This is a genomic window from [Mycobacterium] stephanolepidis (genome assembly GCF_002356335.1).
GTDB classification, from domain to species: Bacteria; Actinomycetota; Actinomycetes; order Mycobacteriales; family Mycobacteriaceae; genus Mycobacterium; species Mycobacterium stephanolepidis.
Window position 1 is genome coordinate 2,729,602 of record NZ_AP018165.1, and the last position, 26,235, is coordinate 2,755,836.

At 64.7% G+C, this 26,235-nt stretch carries 26 protein-coding genes; 8 read left to right on the forward strand and 18 right to left on the reverse strand.

The window, feature by feature from the left end; genetic code table 11:
- Positions 1 to 9: 9 nt before the first annotated feature.
- On the reverse strand, positions 10 to 543 hold the full coding sequence (locus tag MSTE_RS13520) for a hypothetical protein (RefSeq protein WP_231896878.1): 534 nt from the start codon (positions 541 to 543) through the stop codon (positions 10 to 12).
- 475 nt (positions 544 to 1,018) lie between these two features.
- Between MSTE_RS13520 and MSTE_RS13525 the strand changes: the two genes are divergently transcribed.
- The 3 genes from MSTE_RS13525 to MSTE_RS13535 all read left to right on the forward strand — a co-directional run bounded on the left by MSTE_RS13525 (position 1,019) and on the right by MSTE_RS13535 (position 3,237).
- Positions 1,019 to 1,720, forward strand: a complete 702-nt coding sequence (locus MSTE_RS13525) for an MspA family porin (RefSeq protein WP_096501930.1) — start codon at positions 1,019 to 1,021, stop codon at positions 1,718 to 1,720.
- Positions 1,721 to 1,782: 62 nt separating this feature from the next.
- The gene (locus MSTE_RS13530; RefSeq protein ID WP_162291424.1) at positions 1,783 to 2,472 is read left to right on the forward strand and encodes an MspA family porin; all 690 of its coding nucleotides are present in this window, start codon (positions 1,783 to 1,785) and stop codon (positions 2,470 to 2,472) included.
- Between the two features lie 42 nt (positions 2,473 to 2,514).
- Entirely contained in the window at positions 2,515 to 3,237 is a 723-nt protein-coding gene (locus MSTE_RS13535; protein ID WP_231896879.1) for a hypothetical protein, read from the forward strand.
- Here the strand turns inward: MSTE_RS13535 and MSTE_RS13540 are convergent, their stop codons facing one another.
- The 4 genes from MSTE_RS13540 to MSTE_RS13555 all read right to left on the reverse strand — a co-directional run bounded on the left by MSTE_RS13540 (position 3,238) and on the right by MSTE_RS13555 (position 6,679).
- Entirely contained in the window at positions 3,238 to 3,900 is a 663-nt protein-coding gene (locus tag MSTE_RS13540) for a methionine ABC transporter permease (RefSeq protein ID WP_057967972.1), read from the reverse strand. It abuts the gene before it with no gap.
- Positions 3,897 to 4,928, reverse strand: a complete 1,032-nt coding sequence (locus MSTE_RS13545) for a methionine ABC transporter ATP-binding protein (RefSeq protein ID WP_096501934.1) — start codon at positions 4,926 to 4,928, stop codon at positions 3,897 to 3,899. The genes MSTE_RS13540 and MSTE_RS13545 overlap by 4 nt, the downstream gene beginning before the upstream one ends.
- Positions 4,925 to 5,791 (reverse strand): MetQ/NlpA family ABC transporter substrate-binding protein, encoded by an 867-nt coding sequence (locus tag MSTE_RS13550; protein ID WP_096501936.1) that lies wholly within the window; start codon positions 5,789 to 5,791, stop codon positions 4,925 to 4,927. The genes MSTE_RS13545 and MSTE_RS13550 overlap by 4 nt, the downstream gene beginning before the upstream one ends.
- 153 nt (positions 5,792 to 5,944) lie before the next feature.
- Positions 5,945 to 6,679, reverse strand: a complete 735-nt coding sequence (locus MSTE_RS13555; RefSeq protein ID WP_096501938.1) for an Rv1815 family serine proteinase — start codon at positions 6,677 to 6,679, stop codon at positions 5,945 to 5,947.
- Positions 6,680 to 6,850: 171 nt separating this feature from the next.
- Here MSTE_RS13555 and MSTE_RS13560 point away from each other — a divergent pair, with 171 nt between their 5' ends.
- On the forward strand, positions 6,851 to 7,528 hold the full coding sequence (locus tag MSTE_RS13560; RefSeq protein WP_096505849.1) for an LppX_LprAFG lipoprotein: 678 nt from the start codon (positions 6,851 to 6,853) through the stop codon (positions 7,526 to 7,528).
- The gene (locus MSTE_RS13565; protein ID WP_096501940.1) at positions 7,525 to 9,069 is read left to right on the forward strand and encodes an MFS transporter; all 1,545 of its coding nucleotides are present in this window, start codon (positions 7,525 to 7,527) and stop codon (positions 9,067 to 9,069) included. The genes MSTE_RS13560 and MSTE_RS13565 overlap by 4 nt, the downstream gene beginning before the upstream one ends.
- Here MSTE_RS13565 and ribD read toward each other — a convergent pair.
- Genes ribD through fmt form a run of 4 tightly spaced genes read right to left on the reverse strand, consistent with a single transcriptional unit; the run spans position 9,037 to position 13,099 of the window.
- Complete coding sequence (ribD, locus tag MSTE_RS13570; RefSeq protein ID WP_096501942.1) at positions 9,037 to 10,059, reverse strand: bifunctional diaminohydroxyphosphoribosylaminopyrimidine deaminase/5-amino-6-(5-phosphoribosylamino)uracil reductase RibD; 1,023 nt, start codon at positions 10,057 to 10,059, stop codon at positions 9,037 to 9,039. The genes MSTE_RS13565 and ribD overlap by 33 nt on opposite strands.
- Before the next feature lies 1 nt (position 10,060).
- On the reverse strand, positions 10,061 to 10,726 hold the full coding sequence (rpe, locus tag MSTE_RS13575; RefSeq protein WP_162291425.1) for a ribulose-phosphate 3-epimerase: 666 nt from the start codon (positions 10,724 to 10,726) through the stop codon (positions 10,061 to 10,063).
- 40 nt (positions 10,727 to 10,766) lie between these two features.
- Positions 10,767 to 12,170 carry an RsmB/NOP family class I SAM-dependent RNA methyltransferase gene (locus MSTE_RS13580; RefSeq protein ID WP_096505851.1) on the reverse strand — a complete coding sequence of 468 codons (1,404 nt, stop codon included), beginning with the start codon at positions 12,168 to 12,170 and terminating at the stop codon, positions 10,767 to 10,769.
- On the reverse strand, positions 12,167 to 13,099 hold the full coding sequence (gene fmt / locus MSTE_RS13585) for a methionyl-tRNA formyltransferase (RefSeq protein WP_096501946.1): 933 nt from the start codon (positions 13,097 to 13,099) through the stop codon (positions 12,167 to 12,169). The genes MSTE_RS13580 and fmt overlap by 4 nt, the downstream gene beginning before the upstream one ends.
- A gap of 179 nt (positions 13,100 to 13,278) precedes the next feature.
- Between fmt and MSTE_RS13590 the strand changes: the two genes are divergently transcribed.
- Positions 13,279 to 13,845: a TetR/AcrR family transcriptional regulator gene (locus MSTE_RS13590; protein ID WP_162291642.1), complete on the forward strand. Its 567-nt coding sequence runs from the start codon at positions 13,279 to 13,281 to the stop codon at positions 13,843 to 13,845.
- An 11-nt stretch (positions 13,846 to 13,856) separates the two neighbouring features.
- Here MSTE_RS13590 and MSTE_RS13595 read toward each other — a convergent pair whose 3' ends face one another.
- On the reverse strand, positions 13,857 to 15,872 hold the full coding sequence (locus tag MSTE_RS13595) for a primosomal protein N' (protein ID WP_096501948.1): 2,016 nt from the start codon (positions 15,870 to 15,872) through the stop codon (positions 13,857 to 13,859).
- Between the two features lie 57 nt (positions 15,873 to 15,929).
- On the opposite strand from MSTE_RS13595, the gene MSTE_RS13600 reads away from it, so the two are divergent.
- Entirely contained in the window at positions 15,930 to 16,868 is a 939-nt protein-coding gene (locus MSTE_RS13600; RefSeq protein WP_096505855.1) for an alpha/beta hydrolase, read from the forward strand.
- On the opposite strand, the gene MSTE_RS13605 is transcribed toward MSTE_RS13600, so the two are convergent.
- The 4 genes from MSTE_RS13605 to MSTE_RS13620 are packed head-to-tail and all read right to left on the reverse strand — an operon-like array spanning position 16,846 to position 21,619.
- Positions 16,846 to 18,303, reverse strand: a complete 1,458-nt coding sequence (locus MSTE_RS13605; protein WP_096501950.1) for an NCS1 family nucleobase:cation symporter-1 — start codon at positions 18,301 to 18,303, stop codon at positions 16,846 to 16,848. The genes MSTE_RS13600 and MSTE_RS13605 overlap by 23 nt on opposite strands.
- Positions 18,303 to 19,319, reverse strand: a complete 1,017-nt coding sequence (locus MSTE_RS13610; RefSeq protein ID WP_096501952.1) for a TIGR03842 family LLM class F420-dependent oxidoreductase — start codon at positions 19,317 to 19,319, stop codon at positions 18,303 to 18,305. The genes MSTE_RS13605 and MSTE_RS13610 overlap by 1 nt, the downstream gene beginning before the upstream one ends.
- A gap of 25 nt (positions 19,320 to 19,344) precedes the next feature.
- The gene (gene hydA, locus MSTE_RS13615; protein ID WP_096501954.1) at positions 19,345 to 20,766 is read right to left on the reverse strand and encodes a dihydropyrimidinase; all 1,422 of its coding nucleotides are present in this window, start codon (positions 20,764 to 20,766) and stop codon (positions 19,345 to 19,347) included.
- 10 nt (positions 20,767 to 20,776) lie between these two features.
- Positions 20,777 to 21,619, reverse strand: coding sequence for a nitrilase-related carbon-nitrogen hydrolase (locus tag MSTE_RS13620; protein WP_096501956.1), 843 nt, complete (start codon positions 21,617 to 21,619; stop codon positions 20,777 to 20,779).
- A gap of 209 nt (positions 21,620 to 21,828) precedes the next feature.
- Between MSTE_RS13620 and MSTE_RS13625 the strand changes: the two genes are divergently transcribed.
- Positions 21,829 to 22,620 carry a phosphatidylethanolamine N-methyltransferase family domain-containing protein gene (locus MSTE_RS13625; RefSeq protein ID WP_096505857.1) on the forward strand — a complete coding sequence of 264 codons (792 nt, stop codon included), beginning with the start codon at positions 21,829 to 21,831 and terminating at the stop codon, positions 22,618 to 22,620.
- 66 nt (positions 22,621 to 22,686) lie between these two features.
- On the opposite strand, the gene metK is transcribed toward MSTE_RS13625, so the two are convergent.
- The 4 genes from metK to gmk form a co-directional block, all read right to left on the reverse strand.
- Positions 22,687 to 23,889 (reverse strand): methionine adenosyltransferase, encoded by a 1,203-nt coding sequence (metK, locus tag MSTE_RS13630; protein ID WP_096501958.1) that lies wholly within the window; start codon positions 23,887 to 23,889, stop codon positions 22,687 to 22,689.
- An 82-nt stretch (positions 23,890 to 23,971) separates the two neighbouring features.
- Positions 23,972 to 25,225 carry a bifunctional phosphopantothenoylcysteine decarboxylase/phosphopantothenate--cysteine ligase CoaBC gene (coaBC, locus tag MSTE_RS13635; RefSeq protein WP_096501960.1) on the reverse strand — a complete coding sequence of 418 codons (1,254 nt, stop codon included), beginning with the start codon at positions 25,223 to 25,225 and terminating at the stop codon, positions 23,972 to 23,974.
- Positions 25,226 to 25,275: 50 nt separating this feature from the next.
- Positions 25,276 to 25,584: a DNA-directed RNA polymerase subunit omega gene (gene rpoZ / locus MSTE_RS13640; RefSeq protein WP_030093542.1), complete on the reverse strand. Its 309-nt coding sequence runs from the start codon at positions 25,582 to 25,584 to the stop codon at positions 25,276 to 25,278.
- A gap of 78 nt (positions 25,585 to 25,662) precedes the next feature.
- Positions 25,663 to 26,232: a guanylate kinase gene (gene gmk / locus MSTE_RS13645; RefSeq protein WP_096501962.1), complete on the reverse strand. Its 570-nt coding sequence runs from the start codon at positions 26,230 to 26,232 to the stop codon at positions 25,663 to 25,665.
- Positions 26,233 to 26,235: the final 3 nt, after the last annotated feature.

Here is a 26,235-nt window from a genome sequence, read left to right on the forward strand (position 1 = left end):
CGTGCCGGGCTAGGCGTGCGTCCCCGCCAGTGCACAGGCCATCTGAACGTTGTGCGCATCGGTGTTCAGGTCGTTGGCCTTCCCGTTTACACCGTCCACCGGTGCCCGGACACCCATGAGGATCATCAGCTTGTTGGCGTTCGTCGCCCACGAACGCATCGGATCGGCGATCGCCGGGTCCAGCTCCGGGGTACTTGCCGCCTCATTGGCGAAGGATGCGGCCTCACGGAGCGCGGTTCGGCCCGTGCCATTGCTGGACGAGACGTACGTGTCGCTGTAGTTGCCTTCCATACCGGCCAGGTTCTCGGCAAAATCGGAGTAGTTGGTGGCCGCGTAATCAAGTGCCGTCGCGAACTTGGCGCACGCCTCGATGGCCGCCGGAGCGGCGCTATCGGAGGTGGGTGCGGGCGCGGCCGCCATGGCGGGGCCGGGCGCCACGACAGTCTGCTGAGCGGGCTGTTCCGAAGGATCCGGCTGATCGGGCTCCGCGTATGCCGACGGGACGACCGTCAGCCCCATACCGATCGCAACCAATGCAGGCACGACCGCCTTGCGACACAGATGTAGTGACCTCATCGATTCCTCTCCAGATTCTCTGGTGCCGTGACCGTACCGGGAATTCCATAAGACGTCGCGTTAGTACGGCACCGATATTCGATGGTGAGTTGCGGAATTGTCACAAGTCTGAACGAGAGTTGAACAACCGATATACGGCGTGAAATTCGACTGACCGTTGAAAAGTGGGCTGGATACCCCTACGGGGTAGTCCCAAACGATCGCGGCGAGGCGGTAACGACACCAGTGGTTTTCGTCACAATCGCCGAGGCAGAAGGCTTTTCGCGTTTCAAATCATCGCGGTTGGAACGGTGTGTACCGACGTACGAAATGGATAGACATTGGGCGATAACTGTTGTCCGTCCATTAACCGTTTCGCAATGCGGCACCCCCAACATTCGTCTGGACAGCTTCCTCACAGAAGTCATGGACATCACCACACAATGAGAGGCGCCACCGCACCATGCTGAAAAGTCTTGTCACTCTGACTGCTGTATGCGCGCTAGCCGCAACTGCGCCCCTCGCCCTGGCCGAACCCGGTGATGATCCGGCGCCCGTGCAGCCGGTGGCCGATGCGCCGCCTCCCCCGCCCGGTGATACCGGCGCCATGCCGTCCGCAGAGCCCGGCACCTTGTCTACCCCGGATGGTTGGATCCTGGCCGTGGCAGGCAAGGATGAAAGCCTGCTCCCAGTGGCCCCGCTGACCACCGCGCTGTCCTCGCGTGAATACATCGTCGGCGGCACCTTCATCGGAGGGGTGAAGGGCTCGGGTAAGACCAAGCTCGCCGGTGGCACCCTGGAGGCCGGCTACCAAATCGGCTGCGGTATCAACGGCGGGCCTGTCGAGCTCATGGGTGGAGCCGGTATCACTCCTGGCATCGGCGCAGGCCTCAACAACACAGGACTTGCATCGGCGAGTGCCAGTGTCGGCGTCAGTGTCGTCGGCCAGATCAAGGTCGGCCTTCGCCCGGGCACGGTGACCATCGTACCGGTCAACAAGAAGACCTTTGAGGGCACCACCACACGTACCACCATCACCGGCTTCCGTATCAAGATCGACGGCTGCGTCGGTCAGTCCTTCATCCGGTCGTATGCGACCTTCACCAGTTCCACCGAGAACACCGATGACGTGGTCACCTACATGGGTGTCACCAAGGCCGTCTGACATTGATGACCGAAACACCCACAGCCAGCCCACTGCTCCAGACCTCGAGAGGTACCAACCCCATGCTCAAGAGTCTTATCACCCTGACCGCCGTGTGCGCACTCGCGGCGTCGACTCCGCTCGCCCTGGCAGACCCATCCGACGAGCCATCCCCCGTACAGCCAGTCGCTGACGGCCCGCCGCCGGACAACGGCCTCGTCGGCTCCGAGGATCCGGGCGTCGTCAAGACCCCCGATGGCTGGACCCTGACCGTCGGCGCCAAGGATGAGACCCAACTACCCATCCCGCCGCTGACCACCGCCACCTCATCGCGCGAGTATCTCGCCGGTGGCACGTTCACCGGCTCGGCAAAGGGCGGCGGCACCAAGCTGTCCGGAGGCACCCTGGAAGCCGGCTATCAGATCGGTTGCGGCATCTCCCTCAACACGGTAAAGCTCAACGGCTCGATTGGCCTGTCAGCATCGCTAAACGCAGGTATCACTGCCGCTGGAGTTCCATCGCTGGGCCCCGGTTTGTCGATGCCCATTCAGGGCCAGATCGAAGTGCACCCGCAGCCCGGTGAGGTCATCAACGTCTCGGTCGACAAGAAGAAGTACAAGGGCAGCGAAGTGCGCATCACCCTCAAGGACGTGCACATCAAGATCGACGGTTGCATCGGCCAGTCGTTCCTGCGTTCGTACGCCGTGCTGACCAGCTCGTCGAAGGACAACGACGATATCGTCGCCTACTACGGCGTCACGAAGACCGTCTAATTCAGACCGTCCGATCTCGTCCAGCGCAGAGGAGCCGCAGCCATGAAAAACCCCGATCGTCCGTCCATCGTGAAGATCGGGGTAGCTGCGGCTCTTGCCGCTAGTGCGCTGCTCCCCTCCGCGGCAACCGCCGGCGCCGATCCCGGGGAACCGGACCCGGCGCCGGTGCCCGCGGCCGCACCTCCCCCTACGGCACCTCCCGGCCCGCCGGAGCCGCCACCGCCGTCTCACATCGGCAACCCGCTCGCCCTGTCCGGAACCGACCAGGGCCCCGGTGGCATACCCACCAACCTGGCAATCGTGGGTAATCCCAATCTGATTGGCCAGAATCCGGCACCGGCAGCACCGACGGCACCGGGCTTCGAGACTCCCGTCGTCACCCCGAACACGAGGGCGCTCAACAACCAGTACCTGTTGCCGCAGAACCTGAAGCCCGCCGAGCCCGGCAAGGGCGAGATCTACGGCGTGAACCCCGGAGAAGAGAACGCCGATATCTCCGGCGGTGACTACCTGGGCAGGCTCGTTCGGGGCGTACAGGACGGTCAGTGGCGAGGCGGCATCGTAGGCCGCGGGACCAAGGAATCGCTCAACCAGCCCCTGCCCGGCACCGCCCCGCCTCCCGGAACACGCATTCCCGGTTTGGGTGATGACTCGCAGGGCCCCGCGCCCGAGCAGTGGCACTGGACCCCGCCCGAGGCGCCCGAAGGCGCTGCTCCCGCGCCCGGTGCACCGCCGGCACCTGCCGCGCCTGCGCCTCCCGCGTAACTATCGCCGAAGCGCCTTGCGCGCCAGATAGTTTCCAAAGAACTGCGCCGCCTGGACCAGCGCGATGATGATGACGGTCGATACGATCGTCACCTGCCAGTTGAAACGCTGATATCCCTGCACGATCGCGAAGTCGCCCAAACCGCCACCGCCCACCAAACCTGCCATCGCGGACATGTCCACAATCCCGATGAGCACAAAGGTGTAGCCGAGTATCAACGGCCCGAGCGCTTCCGGCACCAGCAGCGTCAGGATGATCCGCAACGGCCCGGCACCGACTGCGCGCGCCGCCTCGATGACCCCGGGGTCGATGGTCACCAGGTTCTGTTCGACAATGCGCGCAATCGCGAAAGACGCCGCGACGATCATCACGAACACCACCGCCGTAGTGCCGATGGTCGTCCCCACCACCCCAAGTGTGATCGGTCCGAGTGCGGCGATCAGCACCACGAACGGTATGGGCCGGACGATGTTCACCACCACGTTGAGCAGCGTATGCAGCACCCGGTTCTGCAACAGCCCACCGGATCTCGTGGTGTACAGCAGCACTCCCAAGCCCAGACCGATGACACCGCCCACCACAAGGGTGATCGACACCATATACAGGGTGTCGCCAAAGGCTTCGAACAATTGCGGGCGCAACCGCTCCCAATTCGTCGTCATCGCCTCACCTGCTGGATGGTCGTCACTGCGGATAAGTCCGAAATAATCTGCGCCACTTGACTATCAGGCCCCTCAAGCTCGAGTGTGAGATTGCCGAATGAGCGCGACTGAAGAGTGGTGATACCTCCGTAGACCACCTCGAAACGCACCCCGAGCTCGGTGGCACGCGCCAGCGCCGGTCCTATCTGGACGCCCTCGCTGATCTCCACTGAGACAATGCTTCCCTTGTGCCGCTGAGCTATTCGGGCGACATCCGCGGCGCTGGGAGTGTTCTGCAGAACCGTGCCGACGAAGCGTTTACCCGCCTCACTCTGCGGTGTCGAGAAAACGTCGAAAACGGTGCCGGACTCGACGACCCTGCCATCGGCGAGAACCGCGACACGATCGGCCACCGTACGCACCACGTCCATCTCGTGGGTGATCACCACGATGGTGACTCCGAACTCGTCGTTCACCGTGCGTAGCAGTTGCAGCACATCGCCGGTGGTCTCGGGATCCAAGGCGCTGGTGGCCTCGTCGGCCAACAGGATGGACGGCGATGTCGCGAGTGCGCGCGCAATCCCGACACGTTGTTTCTGCCCACCGGAGAGCTGATCCGGATAGCTCTTCGCCTTTTCACCCAAGCCGACGAACTCCAGCAGCTCGGCGACCCGCGCGGTGCGCTTCTCGGCCGTCCACCCGGCCACCCGCAGCGGGTAGGCGATGTTTCCCGCTACGGTCCGGGATCGAAAGAGATTGAACTGCTGAAAGATCATGCCCACATCGGTACGCAGACTGCGCAATTCACGCCCTCCGAGGGCACTCACCTCGGCTCCGTCCACCACGACCCGACCAGAGCTGGGTCGCTCGAGCCCATTGATGAGACGTACCAGTGTGCTCTTCCCTGCCCCCGAGTAACCGATCATGGCGAACACGTCGCCCGCGTCGATGTCCAGCGACACGTCATCGACGGCGGTGACGGTCTTCTTGCCCACCCGAAACGTCTTGCTGACGTTCTCGAACCGGATGAGCGGTGCCGCTTCCGTCATTTCTCGGCGCGGATCTGCTGCTCGATCCTCGCCAGGATGGACGCGCAGTCCTGGCCACTCTTTGTCACCGTCAGTTGAGTTCCCTTGCTCTCCTTGGCGTATGCCTCGGTAACGGCCGGGGAATGAAAGACATCGACGAGTTTCTGATACGTCGGATTGTCCTTCTCCTCGTCGCGCGCAACGATGACGTTGATATACGGCTCGGCGCCCGGACTGGCCGGGTCATCGGCGTAGAGCGCGCTCTTGGGGTCGATGTTCGACTGCGCCAGATAGGTGTTGTTGATGACGGCGCCATCGATCGACTTGAGAGACAATGCCGTCTGCGCCGCGTCCACCAACGTCACGGTGACCCTCGATGCCCCCTTGTCGATATCGGCCACACTCGGTGTCGTACGTCCACCCTTGAGCGCGATGAGCCCGGCCGCCTTCAACACGAACAGCGCGCGCGCCTGGTTGGGCGGATCGTTGGGAATCGCGATCTGTCCGCCTTGCGGAACATCCGCTATCGCCTTGTGCTTCTGTGAATAGAGTCCGAGCGGCACGATATAGGTGGCACCGACCGGAGCAAGATTCGCGCTATCGGCGACGTTGTATTCACCCAGGAAACGAAGATGCTGGAATAGATTCACATCGATCTGTTTTTGAGTGAGCGCTACATTGGGTTGGCTGTAGTCGGTGAAGTTGGTGGTGACGAGCTTGATTCCCGCCTTCCCCGCTTCATCGACAAAGACGTCCCACGAGTCTTTACCCGCCTCTGTGGTGCCGATACACACGATGTTTCCACCACGATCGTCGCTCGCGGAGCACCCGACGGTCCCCATGGCTATCGCGGCGGCTGCGAGAGCAATGGCAATGCGTTTCATGTCTACCTTCCAAAATTCAGTGTGATCACAATGGTTGACATTGTGGAATTTCTGAAGGCTCAGCAAATTTAATAATGGCCCCAGAACGGCGCCACAGTACCAGAATAGAAAACGCAATGCGCCCTGTACTAATGCGAAATGAGCCGGCGAAGCCTAGGCCGAGGCGGGCGCCGCGGCACCCGGCGACGGCACAGCAGGCAGCGGTGGACCGCCGTTACCCGGCCCGGCAGCCGGAATCTGCGCCACCAACTGCGACTGCATCTGTGCGGATATCGCCGACCATGACATGGCCGCAGGCTTTCCGCCCCACCGCAACGAGTAGATGCCGACCAGCAATGCCTGGCCGGGCTGCGTGATGGTGTACACCGGCCCACCCGAATCACCGTGCTGCCCACCAACATCCGTCATGGTGAACCAGCCGTTGTTGATCGCATCGACCTTGCCGCACGTCTCGCCCGACACCGAGCCCATCAGACACACCGGGAGCCCGGGCTCTGGGCCCGCGTTCTGGGTCATGCGCAGCGCAACCCCGTTGGGCAGTTTGCTGCTCAGCTCGACCCCGGGCGCGAACGTGATGCCCTCGTAGTCCGAGACGACGTCGCCGGGGCCGATCGCTCCACCGGTTGGCAGGTTCCGGCTCATCAGCAGCACCTCGCCGACACGGTTCCCGCCCAGATCGGTGACCGCTCCGGTGGCGTTGCAATGTCCCGCCGTCAGACCGATTCGCGATATCGGATCGACGTAGCCGAGCGTGCAACGGCTATCCCCCTGGACAATCGACATGCCCGGGAAAGCGACAATCTTGGGCTGAGTTTCCGAGGCTGGATCGGCGAACGAAAGCGCAGGTAAAGCAACGAGAATGCCTGCGGCAGCGGCGACCGTGGACATGCCACATGCCAGTGCTCTGCTCACGTTTTTCACCACAACCAGCCCTCGGTTGACAATCCCGCCCTGCAAACGAGCATGGCGTCGGATTGCTGGGGTGTCAATTTCATCGCCAGCAACGTCGTCGTGTCGCGAGCCTCCCAGTGGTCGCGGTCAGCCTCTACGATCGGTCCCATGCGCAACCGCATCCGACTCGCCGTTATCCCCGTAGCCGTCGCCGCCATCGCCCTGGCCGGCTGCTCCAAGACCGAGAAGGCCGACCCCAGCCTGCCCGAGGCCGCCACGCTGCTCAGCGAATCGGCGGCCACCACCAAGACCCAGACCAGCACGCACATCGTGCTCAAGGTCACCGGCGACAAGCCGACCCTCAAGCTGTCGGACCTGACCGGCGATCTGACCACCACACCCGCCGTGGCCGCCAAGGGCACCGCCAAGACCGGGGGGCTGGAGCTGCCGTTCGTCGTGGTCGACGGCGAGCTGTTCGCGCAGCTCGGCAGCGCGTACTCCAGCATGGGACCGGTCAAGGACATCTACGACATCGGGCTGATCCTGGATCCCAACAAGGGGCTGGCCAACCTGCTGTCGAACATCACCGATGCCAAGTCCCAAAAGGTCGAGACCGTCGACGGTGTCGATTCGGTTCTCGTGACCGGAACGATGAGCAAGGACGCCTTGAACACCTTCACCAGCGGCACCACGCTCACCGCCGACATTCCGGCCAAGGCGTGGATCCAGAAGGACGGCAAGCACCTGCTGACCAAGATCAGCGTCGACACCTCGCCGGGTAACACCATCGAGATGTCGTTGTCCGACTGGGGCAAGCCGGTCACGGTCGACAAGCCCGCCCTGTGACGCACACAGCGACGGAGCCCGGTACCTCCCTACCCCTGCGGCATCGCAGCATCGCCATCGGCGCCGGAAGCCTGGCGGTGCTCCTGGGCGCCCTGGACACCTACGTCGTAGTCAGTGTCTTCACCGACATCATGACTACCGTCGGCATCGCGCTTAACAACATCCAGCAGGTCACTCCGATCGTCACGGGTTACCTACTCGGATATATCGCCGCGATGCCACTGCTGGGACAGGCCTCCGACCGATTCGGCCGTCGTCTCATCCTGCAGCTGGCGCTGGCGGGCTTCGCGATCGGTTCGATCGTCACGGCGCTGTCCACCGACCTGACGATGCTGGTCACGGGCCGCATCATTCAGGGCGTGGCCAGTGGCGCGCTGCTTCCGGTCACCCTGGCTCTGGGCGCGGATCTGTGGGCGCAACGCAATCGCGCGACCGTTCTCGGCGGTATCGGTGCCGCCCAGGAACTGGGCAGCGTGCTCGGCCCCCTGTACGGCGTGCTGTGCGTATGGCTGTTCGGCCACTGGACCGCCATCTTCTGGGTCAACGTGCCGTTGGCGATCATCGCCATCGTGTTGGTCCAGTTCAGCGTGCCCGCGCACCAGCACGACCCGAATCGGCCGAAGGTGGACGTCGTAGGGGGCGCACTGCTGGCCGCCGCATTGGCGCTGCTGGTGGTGGGTTTGTACAGCCCCGATCCGAAAGTCTCGGCACTACCAGAGTGGGCCCTGCCGGTTCTGATCGGATCCGGGGTCGCATTCCTGGCGTTCATCCTCTGGGAATCGCGGGCCAAAACCCGGCTGATCAAGCCACAAGGCGTGCGGTTCGGCCCGTTCTTCGCGGCGTTGGCCGCGTCCCTGGCCGCCGGTGCGGCGTTAATGGTGACACTGGTCAACATCGAGCTGCTCGGGCAGGGAGTGCTGCAGATGAACAAGGCCGACGCGGTCTTCCTGCTGTCCCGCTTCCTTGTCGCACTGCCGATCGGGGCGGTGATCGGTGGCTGGCTCGCGACCCGATTCGGCGATCGGATCATCGCCGTCGTCGGCCTGCTCATCGCCGCGTTCGGGTACTACCTGATCTCCGGTTGGCCGGTAGATGTGTTGGATGCCGTGCACAACTTCGGGCTCTTCACGCTGCCCCGGCTCGACACCGACCTGGTGGTCGCCGGTGTGGGTCTGGGCCTGGTGATCGGACCGCTGTCATCCGCGGCTCTCCGCGTGGTGCCCGCCGCTCAGCACGGCATCGCCTCGGCCCTCGTGGTGGTGGCTCGAATGACGGGCATGCTCATCGGCATGGCCGCCCTCGGCGGTTGGGGTATTCACCGCTTCTACCAGAACTTCGATGCGCTGGCCGCCAAGGAACCCAAGCCGACCGGAAAGCCGAATTTCATGGAGCTACAAATGCGGCTCCTGAACCGCAGCATCACCGCCTACAGCGAGATGTACAGCGAGATGTTCGCGATCACGGCAATCGTCTGTGTGATCGGCGCGGTGATCGCGCTGTTCATCGGTTCACACCGCAAGGCGGGGAACGAGGCTCAGTAGCACGTCGGGTCCCATGCGTTCGATCTGGTCGTACTCCCAGTGCAGCGCGCGTGACAGGGTGGTGACGCCCACGTCCTCCACGGCGGGGACGTTGCCACCCAACAGCATTGGGGCCAGGTAGGCCAGGATTCTGTCCACAAGACCGGCTCGCAGGAAGGCCCCGGCCAACGTCGGTCCACCCTCCAGGAAGATGTCGGTTCGGTCCGCCAGCGCGGCAAGCACCTCGGCCGGGTCGTGGGTGCGGATCACCATGGTGTGCGAGTCGTCATTCAATACCTTTGCATCCGAGGAGACCTCGCGCATACCGATGACGACGCGCAGCGGCTGGTGGGGAAACAACACGTTCTCGGGCGTGCGCGCGGTGAGCTGCGGATCGTCGGCGAAGACGGTGCCGGTACCGACGAGAACGGCATCGGCGAACGCGCGGCGCCGGTGCACGTCGGCTCGCGATTGCTCACTGGTGATCCATTGACTGGTGCCGTCATCGGCAGCGCTGCGCCCGTCGACACTGGCGCCGTACTTCCAGGTGACATGGGGACGACCGGTACGTTGTTTGTACAACCATTCGCGCAGCGTTCCTGCCGAGACCAGCTCGGCACCTACGCCATCGACGACGTCGATACCCAGCGCACGCAAGCGCTCCGCTCCCCCGGCCGCCTGTGGATTTGGGTCGGCGACTGCGTAGACGACACGTGAAACACCCGCAGCTGCAAGCGCATCCACACAAGGTCCGGTTCTTCCCTGGTGATTGCACGGCTCCAGGGTCACGACGGCGGTACCGCCTGCCGCGGCATCAGCGGCCTGGCGCAGCGCCACCACCTCGGCGTGTTCCCGCCCGGGCGGGCGGGTGCCACCGACCCCGGCAACAACCCCCGCCGCATCCAGGATCACCGCGCCGACAGGCGGGTTCGGATAGGTGCTGCCCTTGACTTCCTCTGCGGCTCGGATCGCCAGATCCATGGCGGCGTCGAGGCCGATCGGGTTGGCCATATCAGCGGGCCAAATGTGCTGCCGCCCTGGCAGCTTGCTCACGCAACGCCCGCACCGCCGCCTGAGGATCTTGCGCCCCGTACACGGCCGAACCTGCGACGAAACAGTCGACGCCGGCCTCGGCGGCCTGCTCGATGGTGTCGGCATTGATGCCGCCGTCAATCTCCACGAGCACCGTCAGCTCGCCGGAGTCGACTAGCTTACGCACCGCGCGCACCTTGTCGAGCACTCCCGCGATAAAGGATTGCCCGCCGAATCCCGGCTCCACCGACATCACCAACAGCGTGTCAAAGTCCTTGAGCACCTCCAGATATGGATCCAGAGGTGTGCCCGGCTTGATGCTGAGACCGGCCTTGGCGCCTGCTGCCCGAATGTCACGGGCGACTGCGACGGGGTTGTCCGTGGCCTCGGCGTGGAAGGTGACATTGTGCGCCCCCGCCTCGGCGTATCCGGGCGCCCACCGATCGGGGTTGTCGATCATCAGATGGCAGTCGATCGGGATATCGGTTGCGGCCAAGAGGCTGTCGACGACGGGGAGACCCAGTGTCAGATTGGGCACAAAGTGCCCGTCCATGACGTCCACATGCAGCCAGTCGGCTCCTTCCACTGCCGCCATCTCTTCGGCGAGACGTGCGAAATCGGCGGACAGGATCGACGGAGCGATCATAGGAGCGCGGTGAGACATGCCGTTCAGCTTATGTGCCTCATCATACGTGTTTGCGCAGGAGGGCGGTGAACATGGCATCGGTGCCGTGCCGGTGCGGCCACAACTGCACCGCATCGCTATCGCCGAGCCCGTCCACACCGGGGAACACCGCGCGGGCGTCCTCGGCCGTCACCGGATGGCGCCGCACCGCATCGGAGACCACACCCACCGTTTCTGCCAAGTGCGGCGAACACGTGCTGTACACGACGATGCCACCCGGCCGAGTCAATTCGATGGCGCTGGAAAGCAACTCGCGTTGCAACTTGACCAATGCCGGAATGTCGCTCGGTTGACGGCGCCAGCGAGCTTCCGGGCGGCGGCGCAGCGCACCCAGCCCCGTGCACGGGGCGTCGACCAGCACACGGTCGAAGGACCCTGCCGCCAAACCGCTCTCGCGCCCGTCCGTCGTGAGCACCGTCACCGGCAGGGCTTTCGTGGCGGTGGCCACCAACTCGGCGCGATGGGCAGCGACCTCGATCGCCGTGACGTGCGCTCCACGCTCGGCCGCCAGTGCGCCCAGTAGCGCGGTCTTGCCGCCGGGCCCTGCGCACAGGTCAAGCCATTGCTCATCGGCCCCGTCCAGCGAAGCCAACGCGGTCGCGCGCGCGACCAGCTGGCTGCCTTCGTCCTGCACCTGTGCCAGGCCATCGCGGACTGAGTCCACCCGACCCGGATTTCCACCGGGTAGGTACACCGCATAAGGCGAGTAACGGCCGACGGTGCCGCCCACCTCGTCGGCCAGCGTGACCGCGTCGATGTACCCGGGACGCGCGGCGAGATGAACCACGGGACGCTCATCATCGCTGGCGAGCACATCGTCGAGCTCACCGGCCGCGGGGCCAAGTGCATCGGAGAACGCCTGAGCGATCCATCGTGGGTGGGCAGTCGCGAAGGCAAGTCGGCCGACCCTGTCAGATTCCGGCGGGGCCAGCTCATCGACCCATTCCTGCTCGCTGCGACGGGAGATCGTCCGCAGTACCGCATTCACGAAACCGGCTCTGCCCTGGTCGAATTCGACGGCCACGGCATCTACGGTGGTGGACAGCGCCGCGTGTGGTTCGACGCGGGTGCGCAGCAGTTGGTAGGCACCGAGCCGCAAGGGATCACGCAGCCCCTCGTCAACCTGGTCGATCGTTCGACCCGCGGCCGACGCTATGACCGCATCGAGAAGACCACGAGCCCTGGACGTTCCATAGGTGAGTTCGGTGGCAAAGGCGGCGTCGCGCCCGGTGATGCCGCGTTCACGCATCAGCGCGGGCAGGGCCAGATTTGCATACGCATCCTGGCGCGATACCGCGCGCAACACATCGAGCGCGACCTGACGCGCCGGATCGAGCTTCTGGCGTGCACGCTCCTTCGGGCGCGCATCCTGATTGGGCCGTCGGCGTGGCGGGCGGGTAGTCACAGTGCGCGCACCTCCGCGTCCAGCCGGGCGCCGCGCGCCCAATCGACGGCGTTCATCAACTTCTTACCTTGGGGTTGCACCTCGTGGAGCGCGATCGGTGTGGTGCCGGTGCCCACCAGCACGTCACGCTTGCGGACCGCGAAGGCTCCGGGCGGTAGTTCCTCGGCGTGCACGTCCACATCCATTCTCACCGGTCCAACCTTGATACGCGTATCCCCAATGGTTGTCCAGGCACCGGGATCGGGAGTCATGGCCCGGATATGGCGATCGATCGCATGGGCAGGGAGCTCCCATCGGATGCGCGCCTGCTCCACCGTGATCTTCGGTGCGACGCTCACTCCGTCGGCCACCTGTGGAACGGCCACCAGTGCCCCGTCGTCGATCCCGTCCATTGTCGATTCAAGAAGCCCCGCACCGGATTCGGCGAGTCGGCCCAACAGCACACCGGCGGTATCACTGGCGATGATCCGTTCGGTGACCACTCCATAGACGGGCCCGCTGTCCAGTGTGGGCTCGATGAGAAATGTCGTGGCACCCGTGATCTCATCACCGGCCGCGATGGCTGCCTGTACGGGTGCGGCACCGCGCCAGGCCGGGAGCAGCGAGAAATGCAGATTCACCCAGCCGTGAGTGGGCACCACGAGTAGTTCGGGTTTCAGCAGGGCGCCGTAGGCGACCACCGCGCAGCAGTCCGGAGCGAGTTCGGTGAGCTCACTGACGAATTCCGCATCGTTGGGCCGCGGCGGCGCGAGCACGGGCAGCCCATGCTCACGGGCCAGCTCGGCCACCGGCGACGCGGCCGAGGCCCGTCCCCTACCCGCGCGGGCGTCGGGTCGCGTCAGTACCGCGACCACCTCGTGACGGGAGGCCAACAGCCTCCTCAGAGAGGGCAACGCCGGGGCCGGAGTACCGGCGAACACTATGCGCACCGAGTCAGTCTAGGAAGGATGCGCCGCCCACATCGAATCCCAGGTCCGTAGACGAGGCCCCGAGTCGCGCGCGCGATTCGCCGAGCAGAGCGACACTAAGTCTGGATACATCCGATACCATGATTTTGATGGCTACCAGAGGACGAGGCCGGCCGAGTGGCGCTCCGTATGATCGCAAACTGCGAGCAGAAGAACTACTTGACGCCGCAGAGCGCGCGATTCACAACACGGGGGGCACCGTCTCCATCGCGGAGGTTGCCCGGGAGGCAGGATTCGCCCGGTCCGCCTGCTATGCAATCTTTCCCACCAAGGCGGACCTGCTGCGGGCATTGAGCCGCCGCCACGCCGATCGACTGATCTCCGGTTCGTGGCGCGACAGCATGGTCGGCGATATACGCGATCAGACCCGGGCATTTGCCGACATCGTCGTCGACTGGATCATCGCGGAACCGGAGCTGTACATCGCGCTCGATCGCGACCTCACCGCACAGGAGCGACTCGACCACGGGGTGTTCGACCTCATCGCGCAGGTCACCGAGGAACATTTGCAGGCCGAGTTTCCCGGCGATCACATGCGACGGCTGGCTCCGATCTGGTCGCGGCTCGCGGTTGGCGGTGTTCTCATGACGATCAACTGGTGGAGCGCCTCGCGGACGGTTAGTCGGGACGATCTCATCGGCTATATCGTCGAGACCTTCGCCCAGGGCATCAGCGCCGGTCCCACCCTCGTTGCCGCTAACACCTGAGGTTCGCCCGATCAACCCACGTGCAGCGGGTCGATCTGCACTCTGACGGGTTCCGCGTCGCGCCGGGCACTCAGCGTTGCCACTCCGCGGCGCAAAGCCGCGGCCATCTCCAACCCGGCTGTGCGCGGTACACGTACCAGCATGCGCACTACTTCGACACCGTCGGATATCCCGGCCGGCCGGCGCGCTCCCACCGGAAGATCGACGGGCCCCAACAGCTCCGCGCCCTCGGGCAGGTCCGCGGTGTCGACGAGGGCAGCCACCGCTGCGGCGGGCCCGTCGATGGCTGCGATGTGCACCTGCGGCGGCAATCCAACCTCTGCGCGCGCGGCCAATTCGTCGGCGGCATGCCCCACCGGGTCCCACCGGATGAGTGCCTGCACCGTGGGCAGTGTGGAGTCCGCGACCACCACCACGGCGCCCCCTTCATCATGTCCGCGCACCAACGCTGCGGCTGCCATCCACTTCCGCAACGTGTCCTCCGCGGCGCGTAGGTCCTGGCGTCCGAGCAGTGCCCATGCATCCAAGAGCAACGCTGCGCCATACCCGTTGGGCGTCAAGGGCTCTGCGCCCGGCGTGCACACCACCAGGCTTGGCGGTCCGGTGACGGTGGTGTGCACCTCGCCGCCACCGGATGTCACCACCGGGACTCCCGGCAGTGCCCTGCCCAGTTCCTCGGCCGTCCTGCGGGCACCCACCACCACGGCACGGACCGCGCTGGAGCCGCAACGGACGCAATGCAGGTCGGCATCCACGCGTCCGCACCATCGGCAGCTGGGGCTGAGATTGTTGGAGGGCCCGCCGGGCCCTTCCAATGCCAGCGGGCCGGTGCAGTGACGGCACCGCGCGACAGTGCGGCACCGCGTACAGGCCAACGCCGGAACGTATCCACGTCGCGGCACCTGCACGAGCACCGAGTGCCCGCGCTTCAACGCATCGCGCGCGGCCGTTAGAACCACCATGGGAAGCCGCGCCGAACGTGCCGCCGGATCGCGCTCCTGCGCATACCCGCTGTCGTCGAGAGCACTGATCCGCGCGGAGGCCTTGCGCACCACGGGCCGGGCCGCGACAAGGTCGTGTGCCCAGCGGCTCTCCACGAGTGCCTGCGACTCGGCGGTGCGCGCGTACCCACCGATCACCGCCGCGCATCGCAGCTGATGCGCGCGCAGCATGGCCACCTCACGGGCGTGCGGATAGGGCGAACGGGGTTCGGCGAGATTGTCGTCGCCGTCGTCCCACACCATCACCAGACCCAAATTGGCCACCGGGGCGAACACCGCGGCTCTGGTACCGATCACCACGGTCGCATCTCCACGCAGTACCGCCAGCCAGCGCCGGTACCGCTCCGCGGGTCCGAGTTCCGCCGAGAGTGCAATAACATGCCGTGCCCCAATATGTTTCACACACTCAGCGGACAATGCATCGATATCGCGCTGATCCGGGACGACTGCGAGCACCCCCCTGCCGGTGCCGTGAGCCGCCACTGCGGCCTCGGCGATGCGAGTGCACCAGGCCTCGCCGGGCAGTGCCTGCCACACCGCGCGTGCGGCCCGGCCCTGCGAGAGTGCCTCGAGAAATCCCTCGCCACGCTGGTAACGAGCCCAGCCCGAACCGTCGACCACCGGCGGTTCGAAGTCATCGGCTGCCGCCGGGCGCGTTTCCTTCTCGGCCCGCGCATGACGTGGCGGCAGGGCGAGGCGCAGCACGTCGGCACGGGTTCCCGCGTATCGGGCCGCCACCGCGTCAACGAGCCTGCGCACATCCGGCGTCAGCACCCGCGTCGGTGATACGACGCGATCCAGCCACCCGAGCTTGCCCGCGTGATCGCTTTCGGAACGGCGTTCCAGCAGGATCGCGTCTACCAGCCGACCATGGAACCGCACCCGCACCCGCACTCCGGGCTGGGCGTCGTCGGATTGCTCGGCGGACACCAAATAGTCGAACTCACGATCCAGATGCGGCACCGTGAGCAGCGGCAGCACTCGAGCAACCGGCTCGTGCTCGGCCACCACCCGCGTCGCAGTCACCTGGTGGTTCTAGCAGACGCCCCCGACTCGCAGGTCAGCACCCGTTACAGTGACGGCATGACCGCCACCGAAACCGGCATCGACCCGATCATCCTCAAGATCCTGGAAGCTGTTCCGATTCAGCTCGTTTCGCCGGACGGGCCGCAGGCTTCCCGGGACGCGTATCGCGCGATCGCCACCGCGCGCCCGCCATGGATCGAGGTGGCCAAGGTAGAGGACCGCACCATCCCGGGCCCCGCAGGTGAGATACCGATACGTATCTACTCTCCGTCCGCGGACGGAGTGCACCCGGTGTTTGTGCTGATCCACGGGGGCGGGTGGGTGATCGGCGACCTCGATACCCACGACGCGGTCGGCCGCGCCGCGGCAGTTCAGGCCGACGCCGTGGTGGTGTCGGTTGACTATCGACTGGCACCGGAGCATCCCTACCCGGCGGCGGTCGAAGACTGCTGGGCCGCGCTGCAATGGGTGCACCAGCACGCCGCGGAGTTCGGCGGCGATCCGGATCGCCTTGCCGTCGGTGGCGATTCCGCCGGCGGAAACCTGTCCGCGGTGCTGGCTCAACTGGCCCGCGATAACGGCATTCCGCTGGCCTTCCAGGTGCTGTGGTACCCGGCCACCACGTTCGACGTGACGCTGCCGTCGATGATCGAGAATGCCGAGGCACCCGTCCTGGATGTCAAGGCGGTCGCCGGGCTGAGTAAGTGGTATCTCGGGGACACCAATCCCGCCACCGCGGGCCCCACGCTGGTCCCGGCCCGCGCCGAGAGCTTCGAGGGGCTGGCCCCGGCGTTCATCGGGACCGCGCAATTCGATCCGCTGCGCGACGACGGCGCCACGTACGCCGAGCTGCTCAGCGGCGCCGGGGTGCCGGTGGAGCTGCACAACGCGTCCACCCTAATCCACGGCTACCTGGGCTACGCCGATATCGTGCCCGCCGCCACCGAAGAGCGCGATCGTTCCCTGGCCGCCCTCAGGAAGGCGTTGCACGGCTAGCCCGGCCCGATCCCACACTCAACCCATACATCAGCACGCCCCCCAAGAGCGCTCCAGCCGGCCACGAAAGTGCCGTCAGGCTTTGCGCCGAGGGCACGAGCGCGATGGCGACCGCCGCCGCGCCGGAAACTCCCAGTGCGATCAGGGCCGCGGGGTTGAACCCGCGGGTGTAGTAGTAGGCGCCCTCGGTGGACTCGGAGTACAGGTCGGCGGTGTTGGTGCGCTGACGACGTAGCAGGTAGTAGTCCACTACGAGGATTCCGAACACCGGACCCATGAGCGCACCGACCCCGCCGAGGAAGTACACGATGGCGGCCTCGTTCCCCCAGATCTTCCAGGGAAGCACCGCGACCGACAGGATCGCCGTGATGATGCCCCCGGTGCGAAACGAGATGTATTTCGGTGCGACATTGGAGATGTCGTAGGACGGGGACACGAAGTTGAGTACCACGTTGATGCCGACGGTGGCGATGGCGAAGAGAATCGCCGCGACCACAACAATGGCATCGGAGTCGATATTGGCGAGCAACTCCACGGGATCAGTCATCGCACTGCCGTACTTCTTCAGCGCGGCAAGCGATATGACGATCGAGATCACCACGAAGGCGGTCTCGTTCAGCGGGATGCCCAGTGCGTTCCCCCGCAGAATCGCCCGTCTACTCGGGGCAAAGCGTGCGAAGTCCGCGTAGTTGACCAGGGGGCCTGCCATGAACGCGACCATCAGGAATGCGACGCCGATGAATGCGAGCACCGTGGGCCCGGGCGCCAGCGGCGGGCCCACCCGCGCACCGAAGTCGATGCTCCAACCCACACTGGCCAGCATCCAAATCGCCAGCGCGATCATCCCGATCCAGACGACCGGACCGGCCACATCGGATGCCTTCCGAACGATCTCCATGCCGTAGTTGAGGATCAGCAGCTGCACGGTCCACAGCGTCAGGAACGCGGCCCATCCCAGTGCATGCAAACCCAGGAACGTCGGCTCGGTCCAGGACCGTAGCCCGGGATCCAGCCGCAATAGCAGCACGATGACCGCGGTGGATGCCAGATAGGTCTGGATTCCGTACCAGAAGATGGCTACCAGCCCGCGTAGTAGTGCAGGCACGTTGGCGCCGAAAACCCCGAAGGTGGCGCGCGCGAAAACCGGGAAGGGCACCCCCAGCCGCTGGCCGGCGATCCCGATCAGGTTGCTTCCGCCCCAGAGCACCAGTACCCCGGTGAACAGCGCGAGCATGGTCTGCCAGCCCGTCAGCCCCAACGCGAGCATACCCACGGCGAATCCGTAGCTGCCAAGACTGTGCGCCGAGGTCATCCAGAGGCAGAAGATGTCCCAGGTCCGCCAGGTGGCCTGTCCGGCCGTCGTGGGCGCCAGGTCTTCGTTACTCAGCCTGCCGACCGCCGACACCGGCGTGAGCTCTCCCTCTGTTGTGGTCATCAGCTCTTCGCCGTGATGTGTTGCGACAGAGCGGGAATGATCGTCTCTCCGTACACCCGCAGCGTCTCCTCCTTGTTGTCGTGCTGCAGATATCCGGCGAATTGGTCCACCCCGAGCGCCTTGAGCTCCAACAACTTTGAGATGTGATCCGCCGCGGTACCGAGCACGCAGAAGCGATCGACGATGTCATCGCTCACGAACTCCGCATGAGTATTACCGGCCCGTCCGTGCTGGTTGTAGTCGTACCCCTGCCGTCCGCTGATGTAGTCGGTAAGAGACTGTGGCACTTGTCCGTTGGATCCGTACCTGGACACGATGTCGGCAACGTGGTTGCCTACCATTCCGCCGAACCACCGGCATTGGTCGCGCATATGCGTCCAGTCCGATCCCACATACATGGGTGCGGCTACGCAGATCCGCACCTCCGCGGGATCACGTCCGGCCGCCGCGGCGGCATCACGCACCGCACCGATCATCCACCGTGCGATGTCGATATCGGCCAGCTGCAGGATGAACCCGTCGGCTACCTCACCAGCCAGGGCGAGCGCCTTGGGGCCGTATGCCGCGACCCACACCTCAAGTTCAGATCCTCGACTCCACGGGAATTGCATGGTGGCACCGTGGTATTCGACAGGCCGCGAGTTTGCGAGCTCCCTGATGACGTGGATTGATTCGCGCAGTGTGGTCAACGTCGTGGGCGCGCCGCCGGTCACCCGCACCGCCGAATCGCCACGGCCGATACCGCAGATCGTGCGGTTTCCATACATGTCGTTGAGGGTGGCGTACAGTGACGCGGTGACGGTCCAGTCCCGCGTCGCCGGGTTGGTGACCATGGGTCCCACCACAATCCGCGTGGTTTCATGCAGGATCTGGCTGTAGAGCACGTAGGGCTCCTGCCACAACAGGTGTGAATCGAAGGTCCACAGATGGGTGAAGCCATGCGCCTCGGCGAGTTTCGCCAGCTGTACGGTCCGCGCCGCCGGTGGATCACATTGCAAGACAACCCCGAAGTCCATCGCAGACCCTCTCTATCGACCGACCTCAGATGAGGTATTGACACAGGTCGCGGCGCATGAAAGCGCCGTCTCCCTTGCTGCCCAGATATTCGTCGCCGTCGACGATTACCTTCCCGCGGGAGAGCACGGTGTCGACGTGCCCGTCGATCTCATATCCCTCCCACGCCGAGTGGTCCATGTTCATGTGATGGGTCTTACCCAACCCGATCGAGGTGTGCCCGCGGGGATCGTAGACAACGATGTCCGCGTCGGCACCCGGCGCGATCACTCCCTTGCGCCCGTACAGCCCGAACATTCGTGCCGGAGTCGTCGAGGTGATCTCGACCCACCGCTCCAGAGTGATCCGACCGTCCACGACGCCCTGGTACAGCAGATCCATCCGGTGCTCAATCGAGCCGATCCCGTTGGGAATCTTCGAGAAATCACCCATGCCCATGTCCTTCTGCCCCTTCATGCAGAACGGACAATGATCCGTCGAGACCATCTGGATGTCGTTGGTGCGCAACGCACGCCACATCTCGTCCTGGTGGTGTTCGCGCTTGGACCGCAGCGGGGTCGAACAAACCCACTTGGCTCCCTCAAACCCCGGCGCTCCCAGGTTGTCCTCTAAAGACAGGTACAAATACTGCGGGCAGGTCTCCCCGTACACGTTTTGGCCGGCATCACGCGCGGCGGCCAACTGCGCGACGGCCTGTTTCGCCGAGACGTGTACGACGTACAGGGGCGCACCGGTCAGATTGGACAGCATGATCGCGCGGTGCGTGGCTTCCTCCTCCAGCTGCCAGGCCCTGGCGATACCGTGGTAGTACGGATCCGTCTTGCCGGCAGCAAGTAATTGAGCCACCAAAACGTCTATGGCAGGGCCATTCTCGGCATGCATCATGGTCATCAGCCCGGTATCGGCGCCCACCTGCATGGCGCGAAGTATCTGCGCGTCATCACTGTAAAAGACCCCCGGATACGCCATGAACATCTTGTAGCTGGTGATGCCCTCGTCGGCCAATCGCCGCAGCGCCGCCAGCGAGGCATCGTTGACGTCGCCCACAATCTGATGAAAGGAATAGTCCACGGCACACTGGCCTGCCGCCATCTCGTGCCAGGTTTGCAGCGAATCTTCAAGCCGCTCACCGTACTTCTGCACGGCGAAATCGATGATGGTGGTAGTGCCGCCCCAGGCCGCGGCGCGCGTCCCGGTCTCGAAGTCATCCGACGCCGTGGTGCCACCGAAGGGTATCGACATATGAGTGTGGGCATCGATACCACCGGGAATCACGTACTTGCCTGCGGCTTCGACCACGGTGTCGACGGCGCCGGCCAGATCCACACCGAGCAGAGTGCTGCCGGGCAGTAGGACCGCCGCGATCTTCTCGTCGTCAACCAGAACATCTGCGGCACCACGGCCCGTCGCCGTTACCACGGTGCCGCCCCGGATCAGGATCGTTGCCATCGTCGCCCTCCTACGGAGCGACGATCGGGTCGTAGGTGTCCGGTCTGCGGTCCCGATAGAACTGCCAGTCCCCCCGCACCTCACGGACCACGGACAGGTCCAGGTCCCGTATCACGATCTCTTCGGCACTCTGTGAAGCGATCTCACCGACATAGTTGCCGCGCGGGTCGACGAAGTAAGAACTACCGTAGAAGGTCACGGCCTGATCCCCGAATTCGCCGTTCTCGGTTCCTATCCGGTTGTTGGCGCCAACGAAGTATTGATTGGCTGCCGCCGCCGCGGGCTGCTCCAGTTCCCAAAGCCTATTGGAAAGACCAGGTTTGGTGGCCGAAGGATTGAAGACCAGCTCTGCTCCCGCGAGCCCGTAATTACGCCAGCCCTCCGGGAAATGCCGGTCGTAACAGATGTAGACGCCGATCTTTCCGACCGCGGTGTCGAAGACCGGGTACCCGAGATTTCCGGGCCTGAAGTAGAACTTCTCCCAAAACCGATCAAGGTGAGGAATGTGATGCTTACGGTATTTTCCCAGGTAGGTGCCATCGGCGTCGATGACCGCCGCGGTGTTGTAGAGAACTCCCGGACGCTCCTCCTCGTACACCGGTAGCACCATGACCATGTGGTGTTCCTTGGCGAGGGCCGCGAACCGCTCGGTGACCGGACCGGGCACCGACTCGGCGTATTCGTAGTACTTCTTGTCCTGCACGATCCCGAAGTAGGGGCCGTAGAAGAGTTCCTGGAAGCAGATCACCTGGGCGCCACCGGACGCCGCCTCAGCGACAAAACGCTCGTGCTTGGCGAGCATCGATTCCTTGTCGCCAGTCCAAGTCGCTTGCGTCAGTGCGGCTCTGATCATCGATGAGCCGCTCGCGCGAAGAGCATCAGACACCGTCATTGGCAGACTCTATGCGCACCGCGCCCGGCGCGCGCGCCAATCCGCACAACACCGGCACACACGCCCGGCGGTTGGTCGCTTTCGCCGGGCGCGAAGCGCGCGTGGTAGAACACGTTACAGTTCTGCGGCACGCATCCGGGCTATGCCGCCCGCTCACCGAGGGAATGGCCATGCACTGGTACACCGGCAACACCACGTACGACACCGTGCTGACGGCGGCCTTCTGTTTCGCGGCATTCGTGATCATCGGAGGTCTTTTCGCACAGAGTTCGTACGGACGATTCTCGACGACGAAACTCGGCCTCAATCTGAATCCGAAACTCGGTTGGTGGCTGATGGAGATTCCGGCGACCGCAGTGTTTCTCGTCTGCTATCTGACCGGACCCGCTTGTTTCGAGCCCACGTCATTGGTTCTCGCCGGAATATGGCTGCTGCACTACGCCAACCGCGGCTGGTACTTCCCGCTCGCGATCCGTCAGGTACCCGGCAAGCGCAGTACGTTCAACGTCTCGGTGGTGGCCATGGGCATGCTCGTCACGTCGATGCACGGATACCTCAACGGAACCCTCTTCAGCCACGACTTCTTCGGGCAGTACAACCGAGCCTGGCTGCACGACCCACGATTCCTACTCGGCGTGGCTGTCTACCTGTGCGGCTTCACGCTGCTGATCAGTTCGGAGTCGATCGTGCGAAACCTGCGTGACAAGAAGAATCCCGGCGGCGCCGAGTACCGCATCCCGTTCGGCGGTGGCTTCCGATTCGTCACCAGTCCGGCATATCTGGGCGAGCTGATCGCCTGGTCCGGCTTCGCCTTACTCACCTGGGCCCTGCCCGGCGTCGTCATCCTGTTGATCACCGCCGGCAATCTGATCCCCCGCGCATTGGCCACCCACCGCTGGTACCGGGAGAAATTCGTCGACTATCCGACCGACCGACGAGCGCTGATCCCCTACCTCATGTGAGTGCCACAGCGACAAAAGCGCCGGGTGTGAGCAGTACTGTTCACACCCGGCGCTGCTGTGGAAAAGCTAGATGGCGGCCTTAAGCGCATCGACGCGGTCGGTCCGCTCCCACGGCAGGTCGATGTCGGTGCGGCCGAAGTGGCCGTACGCGGCAGTCTGCGCGTAGATCGGTCGCAACAGGTCCAGATCGCGGATGATCGCGCCCGGACGCAGATCGAACACCTCGTTGATGGCCTTCTGGATCTTGGCCTGGTCGACCTTGTTGGTGCCAAAGGTGTCGACGAACAGGCCTACCGGGGCGGCCTTGCCGATGGCGTAGGCAACCTGCACCTCGACGCGATCCGCCAGCCCGGCAGCCACCACGTTCTTGGCGACCCAGCGCATGGCGTATGCCGCCGAACGGTCCACCTTTGACGGGTCCTTACCGGAGAACGCACCGCCGCCGTGGCGAGCCCAGCCGCCGTAGGTGTCGACGATGATCTTGCGGCCGGTCAGGCCGGCGTCACCCATCGGACCACCCAGCACGAACTTTCCGGTCGGGTTCACCAGCAGCCGGTAGTCGGAGATATCCAGCGATTCCTGCTCAAGCTCGTCCAGGACGGTATTGACGACCTTCTCGCGGATATCCGGGGTCAGCAGGTTTTCCAGGTCGATATCGGCAGCATGCTGCGTGGAGAGCACGACGGTGTCCAGGCGGACGGCCTTGTCGCCGTCGTACTCGATGGTGACCTGGGTCTTGCCGTCGGGACGCAGGTACGGCAGCAGGCCGTCCTTGCGAACCTCGGTCAGACGCCGCGCGAGGCGGTGCGCCAGTGCGATGGGCAGCGGCATGAGCTCGGGAGTGTCGTTGATGGCGTACCCGAACATCAGCCCCTGGTCTCCGGCGCCCTGGGCGTCCAGTGGATCCGCGGCACCCTCCACACGGGCCTCGTGAGCGGTGTCGACGCCCTGAGCGATATCGGGCGACTGAGCACCGATGGCGATGTTCACACCGCAGGAGTGCCCGTCGAAGCCCTTGGACGACGAGTCGTAGCCGATCTCCAGCACGCGATCGCGCACGATCTTGGGGATATCGGCGTATGCGGAGGTGGTCACCTCACCGGCGACGTGGACCTGACCGGTGGTCACCAGCGTCTCCACCGCGACCCGGGACTTGGGGTCCTGGGCGAGCAGCGCGTCGAGAATCGAGTCGCTGATGGCATCACAGATCTTGTCCGGGTGCCCTTCGGTCACCGATTCACTGGTGAAAAGCCGTCCCGCTGAGCTCACCGCGCAGCCCCTTTCAGATCGTTACGTGTCCTAATCATTATGGCCGACGATTCGATATCGGGGCCATGCCGGGTTGTCAGGTTCACTGACAAAGTCCGGCGACGGCATCCACAATACGGCTTGCCATCAGAACTTTGGTGCCGTGCTCCAACACGACTTCGGCGATCTCACCATCAGATTGAGCGGACAGCAGCCATCCATCGTTGCTATCCACCTCAAAGGCTCGCCCCTCGCCAACGGCGTTGACTACCAACAGATCACAGCCCTTGCGCTTCAACTTGGCGCGGGCGTGGAACAGTACGTCCCCATTGGCGTCACCGGTTTCGGCCGCAAACCCGACGATGGCCCGCATCCTGGGCAGCTGCCCGTCCGAGCGCGCACGGACCACCCCCGCCAACACGTCAGCATTACGCAGTAACTCGATGGGCGCATCGACGGGATTCTCACCGTCGGCGCCGTGGCTCTTTTTGATCTTGCTGGTCGCAACGTGCGCGGGCCGGAAATCGGCGACAGCGGCCGCCATGATCAACACCTCCGCCGCGGGCGCGTGTTTGGTCACCGCATCCTGTAATTGGGCGGCGGAGCTGATGTGCACCACGTCGACTCCGGCCGGGTCGGGCAACCCGACGGTATGACCCGCGATGAGCGTGACCTCGGCGCCGCGTTGTGCGGCCACCCGGGCGATCGCGTATCCCTGCTTACCGGAACTGCGGTTTCCGATGAACCGCACGGGATCCAGGGGCTCGCGGGTGCCGCCTGCGGTGACCAGGACGCGCACTCCCGCCAGATCGTGCGGGAGAGCATCGGCCCGCGCCAACAGCAGCTGCGCCAGCGTGGTGATTTCCTCGGCCTCGGGAAGCCGGCCCGGGCCGGTGTCAGCGCCGGTAAGGCGTCCCGAAGCGGGCTCTACGACAACCGCGCCATGGCTTCGCAATGTCGCGACATTCTGCTGCGTCGCCGGGTGCAGCCACATCTCCGTGTGCATCGCGGGTGCGAACAGGACTGGACAACGCGCGGTCAGCAGGGTTGCGGTCAGCAGATCGTCGGCGCGGCCGGTGGCCGCGCGGGCCAGCAGGTCGGCGGTGGCGGGAGCGACTACGACAAGGTCTGCGTCCTGTCCCAGCCGCACATGTGGGACCTGCGGAACATCGTCGAACACCCCGGTTCGCGCCGGCTCACCCGAGAGCGCCTCAAAGGTGGCGGCACCCACGAACTGCAGCGCCGACTCGGTAGGTATGACCCGAACGCTGTGCCCGGCTTCCGCGAGCTGGCGCACCACAGTGCAGGCCTTGTACGCGGCGATTCCCCCGCCCACTCCGACGATGATCCGCGACACAGCCGGACCTCAGGCCCGATGCTCTTCGCGCGAGCCGCTCATCGCAGCTTCTACTCGCCTTCGGTGTGCTCAAGCAGGTCGCCGTGGATCTCGCGCAGCGCGATCGACAGCGGCTTCTCCTGCAGACCCGGCTCGACCAGCGGCCCCACGTATTCGAGGATGCCGTCGCCCAGCTGGTTGTAGTAGTCGTTGATCTGGCGTGCACGCTTGGCTGCGTAGATCACGAGCGCGTACTTGCTCGATGCCCGCGCCAGCAGCTCGTCGATCGGCGGGTTGGTGATACCCAGCGGCGTGTCGAGCGCGGCGTCGTAGCTTTCGGTGCCCGGTTCGACGATGACGTCAGTCTGGGAGGTGCTCACTAAGAAATCTCCTGGATAGGTATATGGCGCTGAATATGGCGGGCGCGGTATTCGCAGTCTTTGTCGATGCGCCGCCGGTTAACGTCCGACCAATAACGATACCAACTGTGCGCAGGCATTTTCCAACTGGTCATTCACGACGACGACATCAAAGTCGCTTTGAGCCGCCATTTCGACCTCGGCAGTTTCCAATCGCCGGGCGATCACGGCCTCCGATTCGGTGCCGCGGCCGGTAAGCCGCTGCACCAGCGCGTCCCAGCTCGGTGGCGAGAGGAAGACGGTCAGCGCCTGCGGAAGTACCGCCTTGATGGCGCGGGCACCGGCCAGATCGACCTCGATGAGGGTCGGCCGACCAGCCTCCATCGCCTCGTGAACAGGCGCCGCGGGGGTTCCTGAACGCTGCAGGCCGCCGTGAATGTCGGCCCATTCCAGCAGCGCACCGGTGTCAATGAGCCGCTGGAACTCCCCGGTGGTGACGAAGTGGTAGTCCACGCCGTCCACCTCACCGGGCCTCGGGGCCCTGGTGGTGGCGGAGACGCTGAAGAACAGACCATCCACGTCATCGCGTAGCCGATGCACCACGGTGGACTTACCGACGGCTGAGGGGCCGGATAGGACTACTACCCGGCCCCTCGTCGAAGCTGTCATCTG